The following is a 26,997-nucleotide window of genomic DNA, read 5'->3' as shown; positions in this document are numbered from 1 at the left end:
ATTAACTCGTTGGTTTTACCTCATCAAAGTAGGGTGCAAGTGTCTTTTTCAACACGTTTGCACTATTTGCAAACATTTGTTGTTCCTCATTGTCTAATTCTAGTTCCATGATTTCACGGATTCCATTTCGGTTTATGACGCAGGGTACCCCAATATAAACATTTTCTTGCCCATACTGTCCGTCCATATGAGCCGAAACCGTTAATACGGCATTTTCATTTGAGAATATAGCTTTAGTAATTCGAGCGAGTCCCATCGCAATTCCGTAATAGGTCGCTCCTTTGCTTTTGATAATTTCGTATGCAGCATCACGTACTCGAATAAAAATTTCATCTAAATCTTCTTTCTTATACTGTTTATTTCTCTCGATTACTTTCTTAATAGGAAGAGCGCCTATGTACGCAGAGCTATAAACTGGCAATTCACTATCACCGTGTTCCCCAATAATATAAGCATGTATATTTTTAGGGGCAATATTAAAATAATCCCCTAACAAATATCGAAACCTCGCTGTGTCTAAAATCGTTCCAGAACCTATCACACGTTCTTTCGGTAATCCACTATATTTCCATGTGGCATATGTTAAAATATCGACTGGATTCGTAGCTACTAAAAAGATTCCATCGAATCCACTATCCATCACATTTTCTACAATCTCTTTAAATATTTTTAAGTTCTTTTCAACAAGATCTAATCTTGTCTCTCCAGGCTTTTGATTAGCTCCAGCACATATCACAACGAGGTCAACTTTCCTGCAGTCAGCGTAATTCCCGAATCGTATTAATGTTGGATTACCTGTAAACGCTTTTCCATGATTAAGATCAAGTACGTCCCCTTTGGCCTTTTCCTCATTGACGTCTATCATGATTAATTCATTGACAATCCCCTGATTCATTAATGCAAATGCATAGCTCGAACCAACAAAACCAGTCCCTATCAAAGCTACTCTACTTACACGATCCCCAATATTCATCTTTTATTTCACCCTCCAACTATAATCATAAGCTTTAGTATTTGTACTAACTTGTAATCTATTCGAGAAACTAAAAAAGCACTCCACATTCGTGGAGTGCTTTTAATTATCTTCGCTTTTTGCGCTTATTGCTTTTTTGTGGTGGTACATTATCAAACTTCTTCTTTTTCTTACGTGGCTTACGTGTAGACCATTCGCCATCGTTGTCTCGGCCTTGCATTTTGTTATCATCGTTTGATTTTCCACGACTTCTTCTTTTTTCAGACTTGATGATTTTCGGTTGTTCTTTTGAAAACTTTCGACGGCTTCCTTTCATACCTACTACTTCAAAGTCAACTGAGCGCTCGTCTTTATTCACGTTGACAACTCGAATCGTAATTTCGTCACCGATACGGAATACATTTCCCGTACGCTCACCAATCATTGCGTAACTTCTTTCATCATAATGATAGTAGTCATCAGTGAGATAGCTAACATGAACGAGACCCTCAATTGTATTCGGGAGCTCCACAAACATTCCAAAGTTTGTGACAGAGCTAATGATGCCATCGTATTCCTCGCCGATTTTATCCATCATATACTCCGCTTTTTTCATGCTGTCTGTTTCCCGCTCAGCCTCCACTGCTCGACGTTCCATATTTGAGGAGTGCTCAGCAATTTCAGGTAGTTTTTCCTTCCATTTATCCTGGGTCTCATTATCGAGCTTCCCTAGGATTAAATACGTTCGAATTAATCGATGAACGATTAAATCAGGATATCGACGAATTGGTGATGTAAAATGCGTGTAAAAATCAGTAGATAGTCCAAAGTGTCCAATGCTTTCTGGGTCGTATTTTGCCTGTTTCATTGAACGTAGCATAACTGTTGACACAACCATTTCCTCCGGCTTACCTTGAACAGCCTCAATGACTTCCTGTAATGCACGTGGATGTATGGAATTACCAGAACCTCTGACAATATAGCCAAAGTTTGTGATAAATTCTAAGAAACGTCTCAGCTTTTCTTCATTGGGATCTTCGTGAATCCGATAAATAAATGGCACATTCATCCAATGGAAATGCTCAGCAACTGTTTCGTTGGCTAACAGCATAAACTCTTCGATTAGACGTTCACCAACAGAGCGCTCCCGTAACACGACATCATAGGGTGCCCCTTCTTCATCCACTAGAACCTTTGCTTCTTTAAAGTCAAAGTCAATCGCACCACGTTTCATACGTTTTTCACGTAGTATTGCAGCCAAACTTTCCATGTCCTCAAACATTGGGACAAGAGGCTCATAGCGCTTGCGAAGTTCCTCATCTTTGTCGACAAGAATGCTATTTACATCCGCATAAGTCATTCGTTCCGTTGTTTTGATTACACTTTGGAAAATATCATGTTTTACCACTGTACCATTCTGGTCAACTTCCATTTCACATGACAGAGTCAATCGGTCAACCTTCGGATTTAACGAGCAAATCCCATTTGAAAGGCGATGTGGAATCATTGGAATTACTCGGTCTACTAAATAAATACTTGTTCCACGTTCACTTGCTTCCTTATCAATCGGGGAACCTTCTGTTACATAATGGGTAACGTCCGCGATATGTACACCAAGCTTATAATTTCCATTTTCAAGCTTCGTAACGGTGACTGCATCATCTAAGTCTTTTGCATCTGCACCATCTATCGTTACAATGACTTCATTTCGTAAATCACGGCGGTTTTCCAGGTCCTTTGGATCAATCGTATCTGGTGTTTGATTCGCCTGTTCCAAAACATCTTTTGGAAACTCCTGTGGAAGACCGTGCTTATGAATGATCGAGAGAATGTCAATTCCAGGGTCATTTTTATGACCTAAGATTTCAATTACTTCTCCTTCTGCACTCATTCTACCTTCAGGATAAGTAATGAGTTTTACGACAACCTTATGTCCCTCAATTGCACCATTTGACGCTTGTTTGGGAATAAAGATATCATTTGCAATCTTTTTATCATCTGGAATAACGAATCCAAAGTTTTTGCTTTCCGTATAGGTTCCCACAATCGTTTGTACGCCCCGTTCAATAATTCGAACAACGGTACCTTCCTTACGCTGGCCTGTTGATTCCGTGCTAATCCGAACTAGCACTGTGTCTCCATGCATTGCGTTATTCAATTCATTGGGTGGAATAAAGACGTCATCCATTTCCTTGTCATCAGGCATAACAAATGCAAAACCCTTTGAATGTCCAGTAACTTTTCCGCGGACGAGGTTCATTTTTTCTGGGAGACCATAGCGATTACTACGAGTTCGTACGACCAATCCCTTTTCTTCCATAATGACGAGGGCTTTTACAAATTCCTTAAAATCCTCCGAACCAGAGATTCCAAATGCTTCCTCAAGTTCCTGAACGGTTAAAGGCTTATAGGCCTCTTCCTTCATAAATTCTAATAATTTATTGATATGATTTTGGATTTCCTGTTCCAATATTAATTCCTCCCGTGTTACCAATCTAACTGCTCTAAAAATGCATACACATCCTCATGCAACTGGTCACGTTCTTTGTCTAGGGTAATGACATGTCCTGATTCTTCATACCATTTAATTTTCTTAAAATCATTTTCAACTGCTTCATATATAATATTCGCACTATCGGGATTTATCATCTTATCATGACGAGCTTGTACAACAAATGTTGGGGAATACGTCATATCAACATTATCACGAACCTCGGCAATCAAGTTCTGCAACGCTTTTAACGTATTCATTGGGGTCTTCTTAAATTCTTCAATCTCCTGGTCGATTTGCTCAGGTGATTTCCCTTCAAACCGCTTGTATTCTCGTGCGTATTCAACGACACCCTCATACATAATTTCTTCACTCTTTAAATACATTGGTGCACACATCGTCACAATCCCATTTATAGGTACAGTGTAACCCAATTTAATTGAAAATACCCCACCAAGTGACAATCCAGCTACTGCAATTTTTTCATAGCCTTTGTCTTTTAAAAATTGATAGGCATTCATGACGTCCTGCCACCAATCCTCTGGACCTGTATGGACTAATTCTTCTGGTGGAACACCGTGTCCTTTATAAATTGGCGCATAACACGTATATCCTTTTTTCTCAAGATATCGACCAAGCATCCGTACGTCTGCTGAGTTTCCAGTAAATCCATGTAATAATAGCACTGCCTTTTCTCCACCTTCAAAAAAGAAAGGTTGAGGTAATTTGATTTTCATTCTGTATTACTCCTTTATGTTGATGTTCATTAAATGTAAGCGAGCATCTACTAATTTAGACTAAGATGAAAAATCCTCTTATCAGGTTGCGTGGAACATTATAGAGCCCTTCTCTTGTCCTCAAGCCTACCTCTTACGTCAAGTTTTGTTGAATGTTGAGCCATTCATTTGAGTATTTCTATTATGTATTTTGCTCCTATTAACCGTATTCTACTATCGTACCTGAAACCTTGTTTTAAGCGCAATGAAAAAGAAAAAAGGTGTTCTTATTTTAAAAACACCTTGTCGACTATAATCCAAAATAATCTTCTCTCCATCTTTGTAAATCCGTCCGTAAATAATCAAAATCTTTGATGACATAAGAACGATCTACCTCATCAGCATCTCTGAAGATATAAACACGGTCCATTGTTGATTCCAGCACATCTCTTGTTTTTCGAGCATGATTGTTTTGCCCACGGTGCCCAATCTCTGAATTCCCGCTACTATCACCCTTGTCCAAGGTGGCAAATGTGTGCTTTGCAATCCCCTCAATTCTTGAATGAGTTGCCCAAAAGATGGACTGATAGACTCGTTCTCGAAGACTTGTCTTACAACTTATGATACAAATGGCTTCAGCATCTTCCACAGACTCAGGATATGCAACAACTAGTATGTCATTATCGCCCCATACTTTCTTTTCTGATTGTCCACGAATTTTCATGGTCACTTGCACTTTTTCGAGTATTTTCTTGGTTGTTTCCTCTGGTAAGATCTCATCTAAATAATCATCATAAAATTTAGTTGGATTGCTGTCATTATTAGTAGTTAATGCTTTAATATTGTCCAAGCGAAACGTATTGTTAACAGTATGCAAAATAAACAATTCTAATATATCACTCTCGGTAAATTTAGAAAGGTATTGTCCATAGTACTTGTCTGCTTTTAACACAGGGGTAATCTCTCTTGCATACGTTAACCAATTCGCTAAGGAATGGCCCTCTTTTTCCATAAAAACAGAAATCAGACTTGCATGAAAATAACTATTTAAATAACTCTTGTAGGGACGTTCACAACTTGATAAATCTGGCGCTACACTCAATGTCTGAGATGAGGTTAATAAATCAAGGTAATATTGAGTACGTTCAGTATATCGATTCGTTGGGCTATAGTTTGTTAGCAATCTATTTTTAAAATCAATTATATGGCTAACACAGGTTTTAATCGACATTCCTTTTCCTCCATTTTGTCCAACACAGTTATCATTTCTTTAGCAAGATGGTTAATCACATTGACTGCAACGGAATTACCAAATTGCTTGTAAGCCTGAGTATCTGAAACTGGAATCACAAATGTGTCAGGAAAACCTTGTAATCTTGCCCACTCTCTAGGTGTTAGGCTTCTGACAAACTCTTTATTGATTTCACCCTTGATTTTTGTTTTAGGTGTAAAATCAGTTAACCGCTCATCAATAATTAAATTTCTTTCTCTTCCCATGCCACCAACAACAATTGCATTGGAGATCCCGTCATAATCAAGAATTTGATACCCGAATCCATTGCCTTTGCTTTCATGACGCTTTCGATGTGCTTTTAACGTCTCTAAGTACGTATCAGATAAATAATATTTACTGGATACCTCATGTTCTTCAAGGATATCTCTCAGAACATTACTAGGACCATTGTACGTCGGAAATTGAAAATCGATTTCTTGATGATCAAATCCCACAATATAGATTCGTTCTCGATTTTGTGGAAGTCCATAGTCTTTTGCATTTAACACTTTAACGAAAACTTTGTAGTTTAGTTCATTTTCTAGAACATGTAAAATTGTTTCTAATGTTTTTCCACCTTTATGGTTTACAAGTCCCTTCACATTTTCCAGTAAAAATGCTTTTGGTCTTTTATATTTAATAATACGGGCTACATCAAAAAACAATGTCCCTCGTGTATCCTCAAATCCTAATCTTCTCCCAGCTATTGAAAATGCCTGACATGGAAACCCAGCCAATAAAATATCAAAGTCTTCTAATTCTTCCTCTTTGATTTTCGTTACATCACCGTATGGGTTATCTCCAAAGTTAGCTTCATAGGTTTGGCACGCATACTTGTCCATCTCTACACTTAGGACATTTTCAGTTCGATTCGTTAGCTCAAAACCTAATCGAATCCCACCTATACCAGCAAATAAATCAATTGTTTTATAAGTAATCATAGAAGTAAACTCCTTTCCTTCTATACCCATTACCTCTATATTAACATACATTCAAATCACAAGAACGAACGTTCTCTATCGAAGGTCATATATTACATTTTAAGGTAGTTTGCAGCATTCCTCAATTATTTTATTTTTCCTTTTTTTCAAGGTGCGTGTAAAATTTCTCTTAAAAAATAAAAAGGGCTAGACATCCACCTGTCTACCCCTGATTTTCAAATCATTTTATAATTCAAAGTATGAAACTGCAATTGTAAGAACAAAGAATAAAACTGCTAATACCACTGTAAGGCGGTGTAAAACTGCGTCAAGCCCACGTGCCTTTTGCTTTCCGAATAATTGCTCAGCTCCACCCGAAATAGCTCCAGATAAACCTGCACTTTTACCAGATTGTAACAAGACAACCACGATCAACGCGATACATACGATTACTAACAATGTAACTAGAACTCCATGCAACATATAAAACGACACCTCCTGAACAAGAACGCATATGACGTTATGTTAAATGTACCATAAAAAATTCATGTGGACAATACTGCATTTTCAGACATTAGTCAAATTATTGAAATATAGATTATATCTTGAAGCTTGATTGGGTAATGAAGGACCTTATAGAGTGCTGGTTTCTTCGTTCGGGACCTTCATCTTGCTTATGAAGGACTTTTAGGGGTGCTGGATCGTCATTAGGGACTTCATCCTCCATTCGCGTTTGCACCTTCAACCACAGATTTGCGCCTTCGACCACTCTTTTGCGTCTTCGTCCTCATATTTGCGCATTCATTCTCACTTTTGCGCCTACAATCTCTTATTTGCGCATTCATTCTCACTTTTGCGCCTATAATCTCTTATGTGCGCATTCACCCTCACTTTTGCGCCTACAATCTCTTATTTGAGCCTTCATCCTCACTTTTGCGCCTACAATCTCTTATTTGAGCCTTCGTCCTCATATTTGCGCATTCATCCTCACTTTTGCGTCTACAATCTCTTATTTGCGCCTTCATCCTCACTTTTGCGCCTATAATCTCTTATTTGCGCATTCACCCTCACTTTTGCGTCTACAATCTCTTATTTGAGCCTTCATCCTCACTTTTGTGCCTTCGTCCTCATTTTTGCGCCGAACGAAAAACTTCTATACTCAATTTTAGCATCAAAAAACGACAAGCATCATGCTTGTCGTTTTCTTTTAATGAAATTAGCCTCTTAAGTTATAGAAAGATGCTAAGCCGTTGTATTGAGCTGTTTCACCAAGATTGTCTTCAATACGTAGTAATTGGTTGTATTTTGCAACACGGTCAGTACGTGATGGAGCACCAGTCTTGATTTGGCCAGCGTTTGTTGCTACTGCGATGTCAGCGATTGTGCTGTCCTCAGTTTCACCAGAACGGTGAGAGATAACTGCAGTGTAGCCAGCGCGTTTTGCCATTTCGATTGCATCAAATGTTTCTGTTAATGTACCGATTTGGTTAACTTTGATAAGGATAGAGTTACCTACGCCTCTTTCAATACCTTCAGAAAGTTTTTTCGTATTTGTTACGAATAGGTCGTCACCAACTAATTGAACTTTTTTACCAAGACGCTCAGTTAGAAGTTTGTGACCTTCCCAGTCGTTTTCATCTAAGCCATCTTCAATTGAGATGATTGGGTATTTTGAAACAAGGTCTGCATAGAATTCAACCATTTCTTCTGAAGTAAGGACTTTGCCTTCACCTTTAAGATGGTATTTACCGTCTTCTTTGTTGTAGAACTCAGAAGATGCAGCATCCATTGCTAGACGTACTTGTTCTCCTGGTTTGTAACCAGCTTTTTCGATAGCTTCTACGATTGTTTGTAGAGCTTCTTCGTTTGAACCAAGGTTTGGAGCGAATCCACCTTCATCACCTACAGCTGTGTTTAAGCCTTTTGCTTGTAGAACTCCTTTTAGTGCGTGGAAAATTTCTGCACCCATACGAAGTGCTTCTTTGAAGTTTTCAGCACCAACAGGCATAATCATGAATTCTTGGATGTCAACGTTGTTGTCAGCATGCTCTCCACCATTGATGATGTTCATCATTGGTACTGGAAGAGTTTTTGAGTTGAATCCACCAAGGTATTGGTATAAAGGAATTTCTAGGTGGTCAGCTGCTGCACGAGCTACTGCCATAGATACGCCAAGAATTGCGTTTGCACCTAATTTACCTTTGTTTTCAGTACCGTCAAGCTCAATTAATGCTTCGTCGATAGAAACTTGATCAGTTACATCGAAACCGATGATTTCTCCAGCAATGATTTCATTTACATTGTTTACTGCTGTTTGAACACCTTTTCCAAGGTAACGGCTCTTGTCGCCATCACGAAGTTCAACTGCTTCGTATTCACCAGTTGAAGCACCACTTGGTACTAACGCGCGGCCGAATGCACCTGACTCAGTATATACTTCAACCTCAACTGTAGGATTTCCACGAGAATCTAATACTTCACGAGCGTAAACATCTACGATAATTGACATTAAAAATCTCTCCTTGAAAATGAATTTTTTTAGTCGTTCAATTTATTTTTTTATTAAAGTGTTTCCAGTCATTTCAGCGGATTTTTGAACCCCTAGTAAGTCTAGCATAGTTGGCGCTAGGTCTCCAAGGATTCCATCTTCTCTTAATGTTAATCCTTCTTTTGTAACAATAACTGGTACTGGATTTGTTGTATGTGCAGTCATTGGTTTTCCTTCTAGGGTAACTACTTCATCAGAGTTACCATGGTCAGCTGTAATAATTGCTGAACCACCTTTTGCTAGAATGGCATCTACGATTTCACCAAGACATTCGTCTACTGTTTCAATCGCTTTAATTGTTGGCTCAAGCAAACCTGAGTGACCTACCATGTCTGGGTTTGCAAAGTTTAAAATAATTGCATCATGCTTGTCCTCTGCAATTTCTTTTAATAGAGCATCCCTCACCTCGTAAGCACTCATTTCAGGCTTAAGATCGTAGGTTGCAACCTTTGGTGAATCAATTAAGATTCTTGTTTCACCTGGGAATTCTTGCTCACGACCACCACTCATAAAGAATGTCACATGAGGATATTTTTCAGTTTCCGCAATACGGAGCTGTTTTAATCCATTCTGTGAAAGAACTTCTCCTAATGTGTTGTCAAGGTTTGTAGGCTTAAAGGCTACATAGCCATCGACACTTTCACTAAAGTGAGTTAAGCACACAAAGAATAAGTTTTGTGGGTGCTTTGGTCCACGATCAAATGAGCGGAAATCGTCATTTGTGAATGTGTTTGAAATTTGGATCGCACGGTCTGGTCTGAAATTATAAAAAATCACGGCATCATTGTCTTGAATGGTCGCAACAGGTGAACCATCTTCTTTAACCATGACAGATGGTAATACGAATTCGTCGTAAATTCCGTTTGCATAGGAGTCTTCAACAAGTTCGAATCCATTTTTATATGTAGGACCTTCTCCATAAACCATCGAACGATATGATTTTTCAACACGCTCCCAACGCTTGTCACGGTCCATAGAATAATAACGACCAGACAAGGTTGCGATTTCACCTACACCATACTCTTTGATTTTTTCATCTAGTTGTTCAAGATAGACCTTTGCAGTCTGTGGACCTACATCTCGTCCATCTAAGAAACCATGAATATATACTTTTTCGATACCTTCTGATGCAGCAAGTTTTAATAAAGCAAAAAGGTGATCGATGTGACTGTGTACACCACCATCCGATAATAAACCAAATAGGTGTAATGCTGTACCATTTTCTTTTACGTGTTTCATAGCTGCAAGGAAGGTTTCGTTTTTTTCAAATTCGTGATCACGAATGGCCACATTTACACGAGTTAAGCTTTGGTAGACGACACGGCCGGCACCGATATTTAAGTGTCCTACCTCTGAATTTCCCATTTGGCCTTCTGGTAAACCAACTGCCTCACCGCTAGCTTGTAAAGTAGCGTGTGGGTATTGGTTCCAATAGCGATCAAAATTTGGTTTGCTAGCTTGCGCTACTGCATTTCCTTTCACTTCATCGCGAAATGCGAATCCATCTAAAATAATTAGTGCTACGGGTGATTTACTCATTACTACCTGCCTCCAAAAGCTTTACGAAAGAGGAAGCATCGAGACTTGCGCCACCTACTAGAGCACCATCGATATCTGGTTGAGCCATGTATTCTTTAATGTTTTCTGGTTTTACACTTCCACCGTATTGAATGCGAACCGCATCGGCTACGTCGCTAGAGAATTGTTCTGCAATCACTTTACGGATGTGTGCACAAACCTCATTCGCATCTTCAGCTGAAGAAGATTTACCTGTACCAATTGCCCAAATTGGTTCATAAGCAATCACAACTTCTTTTGCTTGTTCAGCTGTTAAACCTGCTAATGCTTTTTGAATTTGAGACTCAACAAGGTCGTTTGTTTGTCCTGCTTCACGTTGCTCTAGAGTTTCACCACAGCATACGATTGGAGTTAATCCATGAGCGAATGCAGCAAGTGTTTTTTGGTTTACTGTTTCATCTGTTTCAGCAAACATTTCACGACGCTCAGAGTGACCAAGGATTACATATTCAACACCAATATCCTTCAATGCAACAGGGCTGATTTCACCTGTAAATGCACCACTCTCTTCAAAATGCATATTTTGAGCACCAATTTTAAGGTCATAGTTTCCTTCTTTTACATTTGCAACAAGGCGGTCTAAGAAAAGTGCTGGCGCACAAACAACAGAATCAACCTTATCTGGTGATGGAATTAGACCATTGATTTCTTCTACGAATTGAACTGCTTCAGGAAGAACTTTATTCATTTTCCAGTTTCCTGCAATGATTGGCTTTCTCATGTTTCACCATCCCTTTCAAATCGAAACGTACAAGATACATAGTTGTTAAAGACTATTAAAAAAGCTCCTGAGGGTGAGATTACCCTCCTTTATAGCCGATTGCACCTTGGACTAGGCATTCACCTAATATTTATTACCTAAATAATGGCCGTCACACTATTATTTATCGTTAAGTAACACAACTCCTGGAAGCTCTTTACCTTCCATGAATTCTAGTGATGCTCCGCCACCAGTAGAAATATGACTCATCTTATCAGCTAAACCGAATTTTTCAACTGCCGCCGCAGAGTCTCCACCACCGATAACAGAATAAGTATCAGTTGCGTCAGCTAATGCTTGACCTACTGCTTTTGTTCCATTAGCGAAAGCTTCTAATTCGAATACACCCATAGGGCCATTCCAGATTACAAGTTTAGAGTTTAAGATTACGTCTCTATAAAGTTCTTGTGTCTTCGGTCCGATATCGAGAGCTTCCCAGTCGCTTGGGATTTCTTCGATAGGAACAATCTTCGTATTTGCATCATTTGAGAAGTCATCTGCAACTTTTACATCAACAGGCATATAGAAGTTAACGCCTTTTTCTTTTGCTTTGTTCATGAATTGAGTAGCTAGATCAATCTTATCTTCTTCTAAAAGTGATTTACCGATTTCATGACCTTGTGCTTTTACGAAAGTATAAGCAAGTCCGCCGCCAATGATTAAGTTATCCACTTTTTCTAAAAGATTCTCGATAACACCGATTTTGTCCTTCACCTTCGCTCCACCGACAATAGCAGTGAATGGACGTTCAGGATTAGATAGTGCTTTACCAAGTACTTCAATTTCTTTTTCCATTAGGATACCTGCAACTGCTGGTAAGTGTTCTGCAATTCCTGCTGTAGAAGCATGAGCACGGTGAGCAGCTCCAAATGCATCGTTCACGTATACGTCAGCTAATGCTGCAAATTGTTTTGCTAGTTCTGGATCATTTTTTTCTTCACCAGGGTAGAAACGAACGTTTTCTAATAAAAGAACATCGCCTTCATTCATTTCTGAGATGACTTGTTCAACTTCTGGGCCATATGCTTCGTTTGTTTTGCGAACTTCAATTCCTAAGTGCTCTCCAAGACGCTTAGCTACTGGATCTAGGCGAAGTTCTTCCACTGCTTGACCTTTAGGACGACCAAGATGACTTGCTAGAATGACCTTTGCTCCTTCTTTGCGAAGGTGCTCAATTGTAGGTAATGCTGCACGAATACGAGTCTCATCTGTTACCTTACCGTCTTGCATTGGAACGTTAAAATCAACACGACAAAAAACTCGTTTGCCTTTAACATCAATATCTCTAACTGATTTCTTATTCACTGGAAGGCCTCCGTTCTATGTACTGTTTTTACGCCTAAACTTGCAAAAGAGTAGCTGAAACTAGGCGCATTTACATCAAAAAGGGAAGGGAACATTCCCTTCCCTACACAAGTTCTATTATAGTGGTTGTTCATTTTGTTTCCAAGAACAGTGTGTTTACTAATTAATGATTATGACATTCTATTTCGACTGTAGATTAAAGACCTTTTGATGCGATGTAATCTACTAGGTCAACTACACGGTGAGAGTATCCACTTTCGTTGTCATACCAAGAGATAACTTTAACCATGTTGCCTTCCATAACCATAGTAGAAAGAGCATCGATAGTTGAAGAATTTGGATTTCCGTTGTAGTCACCAGAAACTAGTGGCTCTTCACTGTAACCCATGATTCCGTCTAATTCATTTTCAGCTGCTTTACGAAGAGCTGCATTCACTTCTTCTACAGTTACTTCTTTATCTAATTCAGCAACTAAGTCAACAAGTGACACGTTTGGAGTTGGAACACGCATAGCTCCACCATTTAATTTACCTTTTAATTCAGGTAATACTAGTGAAACTGCTTTTGCAGCACCAGTTGTTGTTGGAATGATGTTTTCAGCTGCTGCACGTGCACGACGGTAGTCCTTATGTGGTAAGTCAAGGATTTGTTGGTCGTTTGTGTATGAGTGAACAGTTGTCATCATACCACGCTTAATACCAAAGTTTTCATGTAGAACTTTAGCAAATGGAGCTAAACAGTTTGTAGTACAAGACGCATTTGAAATAACGTCATGGCTAGCTGCATCATATTTGTCATGGTTAACACCCATAACGATTGTGATATCTTCGTCAGTTGCAGGAGCAGAAATGATTACTTTCTTTGCACCAGCTTCGATGTGTTTCGCAGCGTCAGCACGCTTAGTGAAACGACCAGTTGATTCAACAACAACTTCAACACCTAGGTCTCCCCAAGCTAGTTGAGCTGGGTCACGCTCAGCTTTAACAAGAATTTCTTTACCATTTACAACTAGGTTATTACCATTTACAGATACTTCTGCATCAAGAATTCCATGAACAGAGTCATACTTTAAAAGATGTGCTAACATGTTTGCATCTGTTAAATCGTTTACTGCTACCACTTCAACATTTGGATTTTTTAATGCCGCACGTAGTACGTTACGACCAATACGACCAAAACCATTAATACCAACTTTAACTGCCATTTAAAATTTCCTCCTTTGTATGTAAAACCTAAAAAATTATAGAAAGGGAGAATAATTTTATCCCTTTATTAACTCTTTTGCTGCACCTTCATCTGTTATTAACAGTGTTCTTGGTGCCTGCTTTAAGTATGCTTGGATGGCTTTCGCCTTCGAAGCACCTCCAGCTACTGCAATCACATCGTGTATTGCAGGAAGATCCTCTAGCTGGATACCAATTGTTTGAACGCGATGGACAACATTCCCATCTTCGTCAAAATAATACCCAAAAGCTTCTGCGACGGCATGAGATTCAATGATTTTCCTCATATCCTCATCGCTTGTTCTGCGCCGCTCAGCCATTGTAATAGCGTCTCCTATTCCATGGACAACCATACTTGATGACTTAATCAAATTCAAGACTTCACGAATGGATGGTTCTGCCACAAAAGATTGGTACGCTTCATTACTTACTACATCTGGTACATGGAGAAGCCGATAATCACCCGAGGCTTTTTCAGCCATCTTTGCGCAAATTGTATTTGCTTGGTTTTCTACACGTTCTCCAAGTCCACCTCTTGCTGGGACAAATAAAATGCTACGACCCTTTGAGTCAGGTGTCATCATTTCTGCTACTTCTACAAGGGTTGTACCACCAGTAACTGCGACGATATTTTCTCCAAAAAGCCTTTGTTTTATTCTTGAAACGCAAGCTCTTCCCATTTCTTTTTTCACCCAAGGAGTCGTGTCACTGTCGCCTGGAACGACAATCACTTCTTTTATCTTTAACTTCTCCTTAAGTTTCGATTCTAAAACCTTTAAACCTAAAACTTCCTTCATTACTTCTTCAAGGTCTTTTAACAGCTCTGCGCCCTCTTTTGTCAAACTCATGCCTGCAGTGCTAAAGTCCACCAGGTTTTGCTTCTTTAAAAATTCCACTTCACCGCGGAGAACTCGTTCACTATGACCAAGACTTGTTGAAAGATTCCTTCTTCCAATTGGTTGCATAAGTCGTATGTATTTGAGTATCTCATGGCGCTTTTGCATAACCTCGAGTAAATCAGGTAATAATTTTTGTTGTACCTCAATGATTGAACTCATTACTACATTTCCCCTTTTTTACCATAAGGGACTTTTTTTGTCCCGCTGTGACATATTATGTCCCGCTTACAGTAAAAAAAAACAACTCATGTAAAACAATATCGCCTTGCTACACTAATATATTAACAGTACTTTTAACAGAAAGCAATAAATAAAGTGAAACTTCTAGCAATGAGGAATTTCTAATCTTATTACTTGTTAAAGTCGGTAGAATAAGGGGTAAACGGCGTTGCTATAAAACATAGTTGCTCTTATTTCTAATATTTGGTTTCTATGGGCAGTTATGTCCCTCTGAATGGACATACTGCCCGTTTATGAGGCTATTTCTAGACAGTCAGGATGACTTTGCTTGAATTTCTTTCAAATATTCTTTAATAACTTCTTTGTGAATAATCCCTGACTCTACTTCGTTTCCATCGATTTCAATAACCGGGATCATGATCTGATACTTTTCTAGTAGCTCATCATCTTTATAAATATCAATCTCATTAAGAACTATGGGATATTCTTCGCCAAGTTCCTCAATTACCTTTTTGGCTTTCGTACAGAGTGAGCAATTTCCCTTTGAATACATAGTTACAAGAATGTGATCCAATTGTTACACTTCCATTCTACTTGCTATATCGTTTTCGCTTCGATGAAGATGGTATATTTAATTGGTCACGGTATTTTGCAATTGTTCGTCTAGAGACAATGATACCGTGTTCCTTTTTCAGTATATCGACAATCTCTTGGTCTGACAAAGGCTTTTGTTTATTTTCACCATCGATAAGCTGTTTCATAATATTTTTCACTTGAGTGGATGACGTATCAGCTGGCCCTGTTGTTTGGATATTCCGACTAAAAAAATATTTCATTTCATAAATACCGAATGGGGTTTGCACAAATTTATCCTTGACTGCACGACTTACCGTTGATTCGTGAATATCGAGTGAGTGCGCAATCTCACTCATAATCAATGGTTTTAAATGTGCGGGTCCCTTGATAAAAAAATCTAATTGACGATTGATGATTTCGTTCATCACGTTTTGCAGGGTTAATTTTCGTTGTTCCAGACTCCTCATAATCCATTGACACTGGTCCACTTTTTCCTGTAGATAGGATTTTGTATGTGAATCCTTCTCCTCTAAAAAATGTTGATAATACTGTAGGTTCAATGAAACCTTCGGTAAATATGAATCCTGCATTCTCATTGAAACTACTCCATCTTCAACCTGAATATCAAAATCCGGAATTATATATTGAGCATCTCCTCCTTGAAAAGCTGCTCCAGGTCTTGGTTGAAGGGTTTGAATAAAATCAAAAACTTCCTGTATGTCACTAAGCTTCACATCAAGATTCTTCGCAATTTCCTTCCAAGACTTTTCCGCGAAAAGCTCAAAATACTCTCTCACAATTGTTTCTGCTAATTCATTACGTTTTGGGAGTGCCTTCAATTGTAGCAAGAGACATTCCTGTAACGACCTTGCACCAACACCAATAGGATCTAAACCTTGAACAAATCGAATTGCATTTTCAATCGTTTCCGTATCGGCTTTTAGTTCTTTTGAAATCTCCTCTACAGGAAAATACAAATACCCGTTACTGTCTAAAAGTTGGATGATGTATTCAATCGTTTTTTTGCTTGTGTCATTTAGTTTCATATATGTTACTTGAGATAGTAAATGCTCGTATAATGTAGTTTCCTTTTTCTCGATATAGTCGATTGGATTCGTATATGTTTCTTTTGAGACCTTTGATTTTGACTGTCGAGTAAAATCAGTTGGTTTTACTTCGATTAGGGGATTTTCTAGTGTTTGCTCTTCTAGAAATTTAGTCAAATCCAAAGAAGAGTATTGTAAAAGAGTGATAGCTTGGGTTAATTCCTTTGTCATGACCAGCTTTAGAGATTGCTGTTGAAATAGACCTGTTTGCATATTCACCTACGCTCTCCCCTTTCCTTCACATTAACTTTGAAAGCGTTTACTATTTATTTGTAAAAGAATCCAAAACCTTCATTCTGATATTATTAACTTACTTCTATGGTATCGGAAAAGTTAAATTTTAGCACGCATTTTTCAACATTTTTTGAAAGATTCTATTTTAAAGAGGTGATTATAGTTGAAAGACAATAAAATCGAATACACTGGACCTCTTACAGGGACATTGGATGAGGCAAAAAAAATAACGAACAAGGAAGAAGAGTATGCAACCGAATTTGATCCTATCCAAACCATGTGGGGCGTAAATCCAGTTGATGAAGATCTGTACGAAGGAACTTTAGGGTATAAGGATAATTAAAATTAAAAACTGACCAGGAAAATAATTCCTGGTCAGTTTTTGCTAGCGCCCTCGGCAGGATTCGAACCCACGATAAGAGAACCGGAATCTCTTGTGCTATCCACTACACTACGAGGGCATGTAGAAAAGCGCATGCTTATAAAATTGAACGTCTACTAATGACTGCCACGTCCTGTGGCAAACATAGACGTCAGCACTTCCTGTGCAAGTCCTAAAAGCGCTGGAACCCCGACGAGTAGGCTGTTGCCGCCGCAGGAGGGGTTGAAGCTTGTCTCAAGGAGCTAAGCTCAGGAGCTAGACACTAAAAATTATATAAAGTTGAAATACAAGGTATTATCAACTGAGAATTGCACTCATCATTATATGACAGAATGTAAATGATTGCAAGATGTATGTTTTAAACCACTGTAAAACGGTTATGATGAAATAAGTATGAAAAAAATTTCCGTATCAATAAAGGTATGTGCTAAAAGTTTGTAGAATATGATAAATTAGTAAAGCGAATTGTTTGACCTTTACTGACCATAATTGTATTATGGAAATACATATTAATGATTTTTAATTCGTTTTTAAAAGGAGGAAATCAAATGAATTTAATTCCTACAGTTATTGAACAAACGAACCGTGGAGAGCGTGCTTATGATATTTACTCACGTTTATTAAAGGACCGTATTATCATGCTTGGTAGTGCGATTGATGACAATGTGGCTAACTCAATCGTGTCTCAGTTACTATTCTTAGCTGCAGAAGACCCTGAGAAAGATATTTCTTTATACATCAATAGCCCTGGTGGTTCAATCACGGCTGGTATGGCAATCTATGACACCATGCAGTTCATTAAGCCAAAAGTCTCTACGATTTGTATTGGAATGGCTGCTTCTATGGGTGCATTCTTACTTGCTGCTGGGGAAAAAGGCAAGCGTTTTGCGTTACCAAACAGTGAAGTGATGATTCACCAACCACTTGGTGGAGCACAAGGTCAAGCAACTGAAATTGAAATTGCGGCTAAGCGTATCTTATTCCTACGTGATAAGTTAAATAAAATTTTAGCTGAACGTACTGGCCAACCTTTAGAGGTTATTGAAAAAGATACAGATCGTGACAACTTCATGACTGCTGAAAAAGCAATGGAGTATGGATTAATCGATAAAGTGATGTTCCCACAAGAAAGTAAATAAGAATAAAATCCTCTCACCTAGTTGTGAGAGGATTTTTTTATGCCTCTTTTTGAATAAAATTAGTTAGTGCCTCAACAGCTGCTTCTTCATCAGTTCCTTCTGCGATTAAGGTAACTGTTGTACCACTGCCAACCGCTAAACTCATTAACCCCATAATGCTTTTAGCATTTACCTTTTTTCCGTCTTTCTCTAAAAAAATATCTGCAGAAAATTTATTTGCTTCTTGAACAAACATTGCTGCTGGACGAGCTTGTAAGCCCGTTCTTAATGCAACCACAACATGTCTTTCAATCATATTTTCTTCCTCCTCTATTTTGTGAACATATACTTAAGCTGTTCTTTTTTTAAGTAGTTTCTATTCATACGTAGAATAAATGAAAAAGGTTTCACTTATTCCTAAAAAATGATAGCGCTTTATTTGTTTTCTAGTGAGCAATTCGCTCACTTAATGGATTGCCCTGCACGCAGTTTATTGGCAATCTCATCAATTTTTCGAAGTCTGTGGTTAATCCCTGACTTACTAATTTTACCGCTTGTTACCATTTCACCAAGTTCTTTAAGTGTGACATCCTGATAAGCAACACGTAGTTCTGCAATTTCTCTTAATTTATCAGGTAAAATTCCAAGACCCACTGTTTCATCAATGTATCTTATATTCTCCACCTGACGAATCGATGCACCGATTGTCTTATTTAAATTAGCTGTTTCACAATTCACTAAGCGATTAACTGAATTTCGCATGTCTCGTACTATACGTACATCCTCATAACGGAGTAATGCTTGATGAGCCCCAATAATGTTGAGAAATTCAGTGATTTTTTCTGCTTCTTTTAAATAGGTAATAAAGCCCTTTTTACGTTCTAACGTTTTTGCATTGAGATCAAAAACGTTCATTAATTCACAAAGCGAATCATTATGTTCTTTGTATAATGAATAAATCTCAAGATGGTAAGAGGATGTTTCAGGATTATTGACAGAGCCTCCTGCCAGAAAGGCACCCCGTAAATAGGAGCGTTTGCAGCACTTTTTGGCAACCAATTCAGAAGATATTTCCTGCCTGAGCGTAAAACTTTCAAATATCTTTAAATCTTCTAAAATATCTTTTGCATCCTCAACAAGGCGAACAATATAAACATTGTTCTTCTTGAGTCTCATCTTTTTTCGAACGAGGAGCTCAACACCAACTTTATAGCATTTTTTTAGCAACGTATATATTCTTCTCGCAATAGCGGCGTTTTCCGTTTGGATGTCCACCACTATTTTTTGGTTGGAGAAGGAAAGTGCGCCATTCATTCGGATCAAAGCGGAAAGCTCAGCTCTTGTACAGCAATCTTTGATGTCTAAATTCGTAAGTTCTTTTTTCGTCTCTGATGCAAATGACACATGTCCCACCTCCCTTTGTATTCATAAAATTGATGGGTGATTTTTCAATCACCCTCCACTTCTTTCTTAACCATATCGTATAGAATGTTTGCTACTTTTGTTGTGTCGTGTCTTATTACATTATTATCGTATGAGATGATTTTATCATGGATGATAGATAAACTTAAAGTAGAAAGCTTTTCTACATCATAAACAACTGGCTTTGCCAATTCTTTGGCATATAGTTGCTTTATATCGTCAGGTATTTCACCATCATTCACTAAAATTGTATCAATGAACTTTACTCCCATATGATCAATTAAGGCTTGCACATGGTCGCTTGCAGAATAATTCAATGTTTCTCCTGCCTGTGTCATGACATTACAAATATACACCTTTTTTGCTTTTGCTTTTACAACTTCATCCCCAATTTTGGGAACAAGTAAATTAGGCAAAATACTTGTATAAAGGCTACCTGGACCGAGGACTATTAAATCAGCTTCACGTATCTTTTCCACTGACTCATTTAATGGTTCAATATCATCAGGTGTTAAAAAGACGCGTTTTATCTTTTTACCAGAGTATGGTATTTTGGATTCACCAGAAACGACTGTCCCATCCTCCATCTCTGCATGTAAAACGACGCTTTTATTTGCAGCTGGAAGTACCTTTCCTCTCACTTTTAAAACCTTACTCATCTCACCGACAGCATGAACAAAATCACCCGTTATCGTGGTCATTGCTGCAAGGATCAGGTTTCCAAGGGAATGTCCAGACAAACCATTTTTACCGCCAAACCGATGCTGAAATAAATCCTCAATTAAAGGCTCTACATCTGATAAAGCTGCTAATACATTTCGAATGTCACCAGGCGGTGGTATATCCATCTCATCACGAAGACGACCTGAAGAACCTCCATCATCTGCAACTGTCACAATTGCTGTAATATCAACAGGCTGATATTTTAACCCTCTTAAAAGGACGGAAAGTCCCGTCCCGCCACCAATGATGACAATCTTGGGATGTTTTGGCTCGGTCATTATTTTCTGTCCTTTCTCTTCTCAATATCTCGGTGAGAAACATGGGTTTCATACTCTTCCCTGAATTGATTTGCGATATATTCAGCAAGTGTAACTGAACGGTGTTGTCCGCCTGTACAACCAATCGCAATGACAAGTTGACTTTTGCCTTCACGCTTATATTGAGGAAGCATAAATGCAAGTAAGTCCGTTACTTTTTCAATAAACTTATGGGTTTCAGTCCATTTTAATACATAGCTCGAAACATCTTCATCAAGTCCGGTTTTAGGTCTCATTGCCTCAATATAGTGTGGATTTGGGAGAAAACGTACATCAAACACGAGGTCAGCATCAATCGGAATACCATATTTAAAACCAAACGACATCACGTTTACAGAAAAGGTAGGTCTAGAATGCGAAGCGAATTGCTTTAAGATTTTTTCTCGTAATTCCCTAGGCTTTAAATCTGATGTATCATATATATACTGTGCTCTTCCCTTTAATTCCTCAAGTATTTCTCGCTCAGCTTGGATTCCTTCTAGTGGAGAACCAGTTGGAGCTAGCGGATGTGAACGTCTTGTTTCCTTGTAGCGTGTAACAAGCGATGAATCCTTCGCATCTAGGAAAAGGATTTGTGGAGCAATCCATGATTTTTCCGATAGATCGTCAAGTGATTCGAATAAACTATCAAAAAAGTCGCGACCACGTAAGTCCATTACGAGTGCAACCTTATCCATTCTCCCACCAGATTCCTTCATCAACTCTAAGAATTTCGGAAGCAATGTTGGAGGAAGGTTATCCACGCAAAAATACCCTAAATCCTCAAAACTTTGAATCGCCACTGTTTTTCCAGCACCTGACATTCCCGTTATTATGACTAATTGTATTTCTGAACCAACACTCATCATTTTGCCTCCCTATTTTTCAGCTTGGATCTAGTCTGTATGAAAGTAATTTAAAATCTGGTGTATATGTAAATGTTCCATATATGACCCCAGAACCTTTAAGTACATAATCTAAAATATGATAATCACCAGGGGCCATCGGCAGATTCGGGATGTCTTTAATGTCCTGCCATTTGAGAACTCCCTCTTCCGATTCATTGACATTTTCTCCTTCAAATTCGTTTGCTAAGAAGGAAAACATCATCCATTCAGAAGTTACCTTGTCACCTTCTTTGATGATAAATGTAAAAATCCCTTTGATATCTGGATTCTTTACATATAGTCCCGTTTCTTCACGGTATTCACGGATACAAGAATCTCGAATGGATTCACCTGGTTCCATTTTTCCACCAGGGGCAACCCACCAACCGCGACGTGGTTTTTGTAAAAGTAATACTTGGTCATCTTTACGCACTAAACAATTTGTTACTCTTTGCAATCTCTTTCACCCCAAGTCGGCCTCATGGTAGGTAGACCGTTTGTAAGCAATCTTATTGTTATTATTATACTATTTCTTATAGGTACTCACAACGAACAAGATTTTCATATTATTTTTTATTTCAATTATAAATTTGTGATCATAAAGGAAGTTGAAGGACACCCTCGATAAAAACACGACGTCCTATGCGTCGAACGTCCAAAGTTCAAGGAGGCACAGCTTTGTAGTGTTGAAGCGTTTGTAGTTAATACGTGAGGAACAGAGAAGCTAGCCTACGCGTTTCCACAGGATGTGGTGACATAGAAGCGTCATTTTCGGCCGATTCCAAAAAAAGGGGGCACAGGGGATGTGTACCTGTGCCCAAAAAATATCTATTTTATAAAAAGGGGGTCAATTACTATTATCATCATACTCAAAATATATTTCATGCGTGTTACAGGAGAGTTAAAACATAATTACGTTTTCAATGTTGGATTTAACAAAAACGAAACATTAGCTGAAAGGACAAGTTCTATTCCTTTTTTGTAGTTCAAAAGCTTGAACAGGTTGCATATATTTCAATAAAAGCGTGCAGTTTGTTGCGAGCTATTGAACGAAGGGGGAATGTGAATGAACGAAAAATTAATGGTACGACAGGAGCTTGTGGAACTAGACAAGAAACATTTTTTACATCCAACTTCACCGATTCAGCAACAACAAAATTTCGGTCCTGCGTTTATTTTCACAAAAGGAGAGGGCGTATTTCTTGAAGATATAAACGGGAAACGTGTTCTCGACGGCATGTCCTCGTTATGGAATGTTAATATTGGCCATGGTAGGAAAGAGTTAGGGCAAGCAGCGATGGAGCAAATGAATAAATTGGCGTTTAGTTCATGTTTTGCCACGTTTAGCAATGAACCTGCAATCCGCTTGGCTGCCAAGCTAGCAGAAGTGTCACCTGGAAATTTATCAACCACTTTCTTTACATCTGGTGGCTCTGAAGCAAATGATACTGCCTACAAGTTGGCAAGACATTATTGGATTTTACATAGGATGCCAGAAAAAAAGAAGATCATTACTCGAAAAAGGTCTTATCATGGGGTAGCATTGGGGTCGACTAGTGCGACAGGCTTGAAGCCATTTCGAGATTTTACTAACTCATTGGCACCAGATTTTTATTACACAGATAATCTATCTCCTCAAGAATTACGTGAGACCATCGAATCCGAAGACCCTGAAACGATTGCTGCGTTTGTAGCAGAACCCGTTCAAGGTGCAGGTGGGGTTCATGTTGCACCAGATGGATATTTCCAAGAAGTTCGTAAGATTTGTGATGAATATAATATTCTATGGATAACGGATGAAGTGATAACCGGATTTGGTCGTACAGGTGAATATTTCGGAGTAGACCATTATGGGGTAGCACCAGATATGATGTGCTTTGCCAAAGGAATTACGAGCGGCTATGCCCAATTAGGTGGGGTTATGCTGTCAGAAGCTATTTTTGAAGAATATAAGGAACTTTCAACTGGAACACTGCTACACGGATATACGTATAGTGGCCATCCTATGGCATGTGCGGTTGGGCTGAGAAATTTAGAAATCATCGAAAAGGAAGGTTTGATTGAAAATGCCGCAAACATGGGTGCAAAAATGCTCGATGGTTTTTCTTGGATTGAAGGAGAATCAAGTATTGTGAGTCAAGTTCGCGCACTCGGACTTATGGGAGCGATTGACATTCATGCACCTCAGCATATAAAGGGACAACTTGCGCCAAGAATAGTGAACGAAGCTGCTAAGATCGGATTAATTTGTCGTTCCGTCGTATTTGATGGACTTGATACACTCGTCTTCGCACCTCCACTTTGCATCAAAAAGGAAGAAATGGAGTTGCTGATTGAAATGCTACATCATGCGATTTTCAGGGTAGAACGAACAGTGTAAATCTAGAATTTCAAAAATACGGAAGTTAGACAAAAATTTTTTTATTGATATACTTACCTATTACAAAACGATAAGGAATAAAAGCTTTAATAGGATATGGCCACCCCATTAACGGTACTTTACCAACTAAAAAACGCTGAATGATGTATCGTTAAACAAAAAAGAAAACCGTCCAAACGAAAAAACACCTCTCAATGTTTTGAGAGGTGCCTTTATGTTATGCTTTAATTTTTTCCATTAATTCTTCGATATAGTGTTGAGCTGCTTGGGCAGCAATGCTTCCGTCACCAGTTGCTGTTACAATTTGACGAAGAGTTTTTTCACGGATATCGCCTGCAGCAAAGATACCAGGTACTTTCGTTTCCATATTATCATTTGTTTCGATATATCCGTTTTCGTTTGTAATACCAAGTTTTTCAAACGGCTTTGAGAGTGGAAGCATACCGATGTAAACAAACACACCGTCAGCTGCATATTCCATTTCTTCACCTGTTTGTGTATTGACTAATGTTACACTACCGACTTTACCGTCTTTTTCGTTAATTTCTTTAACAGTATGATTCCAGATAAAGTCAATTTTTTCATTATCAAATGCACGTTGTTGAAGGATTTTTTGTGCACGTAGTTCATCACGACGGTGTACAATCGTTACTTTAGATGCGAAACGAGTAAGGTATACACCTTCTTCTACAGCTGAGTCTCCTCCACCGACAACAACAAGCTCTCTTTGTTTAAAGAACGCCCCGTCACATACCGCACAGTAAGAAACTCCTCGACCACCAAGTTCTTGTTCACCTGGCACACCAAGCTTCTTATACTCAGCACCTGTTGAGATAATGACAGCTCGAGCTTTATATTCCTTACTTCCAGCAAGAACTGTTTTATATTCTTCACCGTCGATAACTTCTTTAATATCCCCATACGCATATTCCGCACCGAATTTTTTCGCATGATCAAACATTTTTGTTGACAATTCAGGTCCTAAAATATGATCAAACCCTGGGTAGTTCTCAACCTCTTCTGTGTTTGCCATTTGACCACCTGGTATCCCGCGCTCAAGCATTAATGTGGATAGGTTCGCACGAGATGTATAAACAGCAGCAGTCATACCTGCAGGTCCAGCACCGATTATAATGACATCATAAATTTTATCTTCAGCCATTTTTGCGTCTCTCCTTACTTCCTTTGTAAATGATATTGTTCAAATGCTCCTTGTAGTTTTTGCCAGATTTTACACCCACACAAGTTGGTCAAAAGACATTATACGAGTGTGTACTTTTAGACTTTCATCTTACTGCTTGAAAATTCTGTTAAAAAATCGTGGCATCCGCCGAAGGTATTAACTTTATTCAGTAGGGGTTTTACCCCCACTGAACTATTTGTTGTATTCATCCCCAATTGTCGCTGTAGGGAATTCCTGAATAAAGTTAATAAATAGTATTTCCTACCCCTATCCTATAAAAACCTGTCAAAATCCGCTATTAATATGCTCACTGAAGTAGTTCTTTTACAAATTTTACATATTTCATGACCGTTGCCTTTGAGATTTCGTACTTCTCAGCAACCTGTTTTTGTGTGATTGAACGTGACTGGTGATTACGCCAGATGTACTCCGTTGCTGCCGCCCATGCATGCCAGTTAGATACATTGAACTGACGCTTTACGGCCTCATCATAAATCATGAGCCACGTTAAATAAAGTTCTTCATTTGCAGTATCATCATGTTTATTTTTTGAGAACAATGTCTCTGCAATTTGATAACCGTCTATAATGTAAGAAGGTACTTTTTTTGTTTTTTTCTTTTTGCTTAATACGTAGCTCGCAAATTCTTGTTCAAGCGTCGCATGGAATTGAATGTGCTCTATATCTTTACGAGCAAGAGATGCGTTTGTCTTACTCGCTAAGAATAAACCATATAATCGTTCCTCTATAAATTCACCTGTTAACCAGCGATCAAGAACATCACTTATTGATTTTGTGCGGTCAGACTCCCATGGCGCGGAACCCTTCTTACTTGGATTTTCTTCTAACACTCGTTTCCACGCATGTTGAGAAATATCTATATGCCCTGTAAAATAGGCTGAATAGGAAAGCCAATAATAGAAGGTCTCGTCACCATCGAACCCGCTTCGATGAAGATTTCGTAGCCACTTGTAGGCAAGGTCATGTCTTCCGATCAGACCAAAAGTTGCACCAAGCTTATAGCGATGTTCTAAAAGAATCGGGTGAATGGAAGACAATCGATTTGTTAACTCTTTGACCTGTTGATTTTTTCGCTGATAATATAAAAAGACAAGAGAATTACATAGCGCATGAAGATTCCCTGGGTTCTTCTCTAAGACTTCCTCGAGAATCTCTGATGCGTTTTCCACATCTCCTGAGTAAAAATAGGCAAGTGCCAAATTATTATAAGCAGACCAAAATTCTGGGTACTCCCGTATTATTTCCTTTAAGAGAATGACTGCTTCATCTAATTTACCCGTTTCTAGAAATTCACGGGCTTGTTCTTGCTTCACAATCAATTCATCCTGTTCGTTGGATATAATCTCATTGTCTCCTTCTTCAAAACGAAGTAAGTCAAGTAAATCCTCAGCATCAGGAACAAAGTCTCCATCAGGTTCACGCTCTAGATAGATTTGTGCGTGTTTCCCAGCCTCCTGAAATAACCCTAGATGTGCATAATTATTAGCCATAAAATAGAAACACTCTGGCATATCAAACTTTGGATTCTCAATTATCTTTGTAAGATATTGATTCGAAAGAATATAATCACCAATTTCTGTTAACGCTACTGATAATTGACAGATAAACATCGGGTCTTTCGGTTCGAGCTCAATTGCTCGCTTAAAATGTTTAATCGCTTTATATATATCATGCTGGCGGTACGCCTTAAGTCCCTTTTTAAAATAATACTCTCCCGTCTGGATAAACGGAATTACCTTTGAACCATGCTGTCTTTCTTTTTTGTTTTGTTTTTCCATCGGGGGTCCTCCACTTTAATGAATAGGGGTTAGCCCTATATCATATA

General features: G+C 38.5%; 24 protein-coding genes and 1 tRNA gene. 3 read left to right on the top strand and 22 right to left on the bottom strand.

Annotated features, from left to right (window positions below):
- Position 1 precedes the first annotated feature (1 nt).
- The 14 genes from ACWPVE_RS12835 to rpoN form a co-directional block, all read right to left on the bottom strand.
- Positions 2–973, bottom strand: a complete 972-nt coding sequence (locus ACWPVE_RS12835; protein WP_453993915.1) for an L-lactate dehydrogenase — start codon at positions 971–973, stop codon at positions 2–4.
- A gap of 106 nt (positions 974–1,079) precedes the next feature.
- Positions 1,080–3,377, bottom strand: a complete 2,298-nt coding sequence (gene rnr / locus ACWPVE_RS12830) for a ribonuclease R (protein WP_453997514.1) — start codon at positions 3,375–3,377, stop codon at positions 1,080–1,082.
- Between the two features lie 62 nt (positions 3,378–3,439).
- A complete protein-coding gene (locus ACWPVE_RS12825; RefSeq protein ID WP_453993912.1) occupies positions 3,440–4,180 on the bottom strand; it encodes an alpha/beta hydrolase in 741 nt (246 codons plus the stop codon).
- A 289-nt stretch (positions 4,181–4,469) separates the two neighbouring features.
- Positions 4,470–5,390, bottom strand: coding sequence for a BsaWI family type II restriction enzyme (locus tag ACWPVE_RS12820; RefSeq protein ID WP_453993910.1), 921 nt, complete (start codon positions 5,388–5,390; stop codon positions 4,470–4,472).
- Positions 5,360–6,373 (bottom strand): DNA cytosine methyltransferase, encoded by a 1,014-nt coding sequence (locus ACWPVE_RS12815; protein ID WP_453993908.1) that lies wholly within the window; start codon positions 6,371–6,373, stop codon positions 5,360–5,362. Before ACWPVE_RS12815 ends, ACWPVE_RS12820 begins: the two co-directional genes overlap by 31 nt.
- A gap of 225 nt (positions 6,374–6,598) precedes the next feature.
- On the bottom strand, positions 6,599–6,832 hold the full coding sequence (gene secG, locus ACWPVE_RS12810; RefSeq protein WP_453997512.1) for a preprotein translocase subunit SecG: 234 nt from the start codon (positions 6,830–6,832) through the stop codon (positions 6,599–6,601).
- Between the two features lie 736 nt (positions 6,833–7,568).
- Positions 7,569–8,861, bottom strand: coding sequence for a phosphopyruvate hydratase (gene eno, locus ACWPVE_RS12805; protein ID WP_453993906.1), 1,293 nt, complete (start codon positions 8,859–8,861; stop codon positions 7,569–7,571).
- Between the two features lie 42 nt (positions 8,862–8,903).
- Positions 8,904–10,439 (bottom strand): 2,3-bisphosphoglycerate-independent phosphoglycerate mutase, encoded by a 1,536-nt coding sequence (gpmI, locus tag ACWPVE_RS12800; protein WP_453993904.1) that lies wholly within the window; start codon positions 10,437–10,439, stop codon positions 8,904–8,906.
- A complete protein-coding gene (gene tpiA, locus ACWPVE_RS12795) occupies positions 10,432–11,199 on the bottom strand; it encodes a triose-phosphate isomerase (protein ID WP_453993902.1) in 768 nt (255 codons plus the stop codon). Before tpiA ends, gpmI begins: the two co-directional genes overlap by 8 nt.
- 159 nt (positions 11,200–11,358) lie before the next feature.
- Positions 11,359–12,543: a phosphoglycerate kinase gene (locus ACWPVE_RS12790; RefSeq protein ID WP_453993900.1), complete on the bottom strand. Its 1,185-nt coding sequence runs from the start codon at positions 12,541–12,543 to the stop codon at positions 11,359–11,361.
- A 196-nt stretch (positions 12,544–12,739) separates the two neighbouring features.
- Positions 12,740–13,747: a type I glyceraldehyde-3-phosphate dehydrogenase gene (gene gap, locus ACWPVE_RS12785; protein ID WP_453993898.1), complete on the bottom strand. Its 1,008-nt coding sequence runs from the start codon at positions 13,745–13,747 to the stop codon at positions 12,740–12,742.
- Between the two features lie 57 nt (positions 13,748–13,804).
- Entirely contained in the window at positions 13,805–14,824 is a 1,020-nt protein-coding gene (locus tag ACWPVE_RS12780) for a sugar-binding transcriptional regulator (protein WP_453993896.1), read from the bottom strand.
- A gap of 334 nt (positions 14,825–15,158) precedes the next feature.
- The gene (locus ACWPVE_RS12775) at positions 15,159–15,398 is read right to left on the bottom strand and encodes a glutaredoxin family protein (protein ID WP_453997510.1); all 240 of its coding nucleotides are present in this window, start codon (positions 15,396–15,398) and stop codon (positions 15,159–15,161) included.
- 37 nt (positions 15,399–15,435) lie between these two features.
- On the bottom strand, positions 15,436–16,740 hold the full coding sequence (rpoN, locus tag ACWPVE_RS12770; protein WP_453997508.1) for an RNA polymerase factor sigma-54: 1,305 nt from the start codon (positions 16,738–16,740) through the stop codon (positions 15,436–15,438).
- A 184-nt stretch (positions 16,741–16,924) separates the two neighbouring features.
- Here rpoN and ACWPVE_RS12765 point away from each other — a divergent pair, with 184 nt between their 5' ends.
- Complete coding sequence (locus tag ACWPVE_RS12765) at positions 16,925–17,104, top strand: hypothetical protein (RefSeq protein WP_453993894.1); 180 nt, start codon at positions 16,925–16,927, stop codon at positions 17,102–17,104.
- Positions 17,105–17,150: 46 nt separating this feature from the next.
- Here ACWPVE_RS12765 and ACWPVE_RS12760 read toward each other — a convergent pair.
- Positions 17,151–17,222, bottom strand: a tRNA-Arg gene (locus ACWPVE_RS12760).
- A gap of 469 nt (positions 17,223–17,691) precedes the next feature.
- Here ACWPVE_RS12760 and clpP point away from each other — a divergent pair.
- Entirely contained in the window at positions 17,692–18,282 is a 591-nt protein-coding gene (gene clpP, locus ACWPVE_RS12755; RefSeq protein WP_453993892.1) for an ATP-dependent Clp endopeptidase proteolytic subunit ClpP, read from the top strand.
- Positions 18,283–18,319: 37 nt separating this feature from the next.
- Here clpP and ACWPVE_RS12750 read toward each other — a convergent pair whose 3' ends face one another.
- From ACWPVE_RS12750 to ACWPVE_RS12730, 5 genes are all read right to left on the bottom strand, one after another.
- Positions 18,320–18,577, bottom strand: a complete 258-nt coding sequence (locus ACWPVE_RS12750; RefSeq protein WP_453993890.1) for an HPr family phosphocarrier protein — start codon at positions 18,575–18,577, stop codon at positions 18,320–18,322.
- A gap of 146 nt (positions 18,578–18,723) precedes the next feature.
- A complete protein-coding gene (gene whiA / locus ACWPVE_RS12745) occupies positions 18,724–19,665 on the bottom strand; it encodes a DNA-binding protein WhiA (protein ID WP_453993888.1) in 942 nt (313 codons plus the stop codon).
- A 44-nt stretch (positions 19,666–19,709) separates the two neighbouring features.
- A complete protein-coding gene (locus tag ACWPVE_RS12740) occupies positions 19,710–20,684 on the bottom strand; it encodes a gluconeogenesis factor YvcK family protein (protein WP_453993886.1) in 975 nt (324 codons plus the stop codon).
- Positions 20,684–21,568 carry an RNase adapter RapZ gene (rapZ, locus tag ACWPVE_RS12735; RefSeq protein WP_453993884.1) on the bottom strand — a complete coding sequence of 295 codons (885 nt, stop codon included), beginning with the start codon at positions 21,566–21,568 and terminating at the stop codon, positions 20,684–20,686. Before rapZ ends, ACWPVE_RS12740 begins: the two co-directional genes overlap by 1 nt.
- 19 nt (positions 21,569–21,587) lie before the next feature.
- Positions 21,588–22,046 carry an NUDIX domain-containing protein gene (locus ACWPVE_RS12730; protein WP_453993882.1) on the bottom strand — a complete coding sequence of 153 codons (459 nt, stop codon included), beginning with the start codon at positions 22,044–22,046 and terminating at the stop codon, positions 21,588–21,590.
- Positions 22,047–22,655: 609 nt separating this feature from the next.
- Between ACWPVE_RS12730 and ACWPVE_RS12725 the strand changes: the two genes are divergently transcribed.
- On the top strand, positions 22,656–23,969 hold the full coding sequence (locus ACWPVE_RS12725) for an aminotransferase family protein (RefSeq protein ID WP_453993880.1): 1,314 nt from the start codon (positions 22,656–22,658) through the stop codon (positions 23,967–23,969).
- A gap of 217 nt (positions 23,970–24,186) precedes the next feature.
- Here the strand turns inward: ACWPVE_RS12725 and trxB are convergent, their stop codons facing one another.
- Together trxB and ACWPVE_RS12715 are read right to left on the bottom strand one after the other, a co-directional pair.
- Positions 24,187–25,131 (bottom strand): thioredoxin-disulfide reductase, encoded by a 945-nt coding sequence (trxB, locus tag ACWPVE_RS12720; protein WP_453993878.1) that lies wholly within the window; start codon positions 25,129–25,131, stop codon positions 24,187–24,189.
- A 328-nt stretch (positions 25,132–25,459) separates the two neighbouring features.
- Positions 25,460–26,950 (bottom strand): tetratricopeptide repeat protein, encoded by a 1,491-nt coding sequence (locus tag ACWPVE_RS12715; protein WP_453993876.1) that lies wholly within the window; start codon positions 26,948–26,950, stop codon positions 25,460–25,462.
- Positions 26,951–26,997 lie beyond the last annotated feature (47 nt).

The organism is Bacillus nitroreducens (assembly GCF_964021195.1).
Note: the sequence above shows the minus strand (reverse complement) of the source record. Positions and strands in the feature narration are given on the sequence as shown.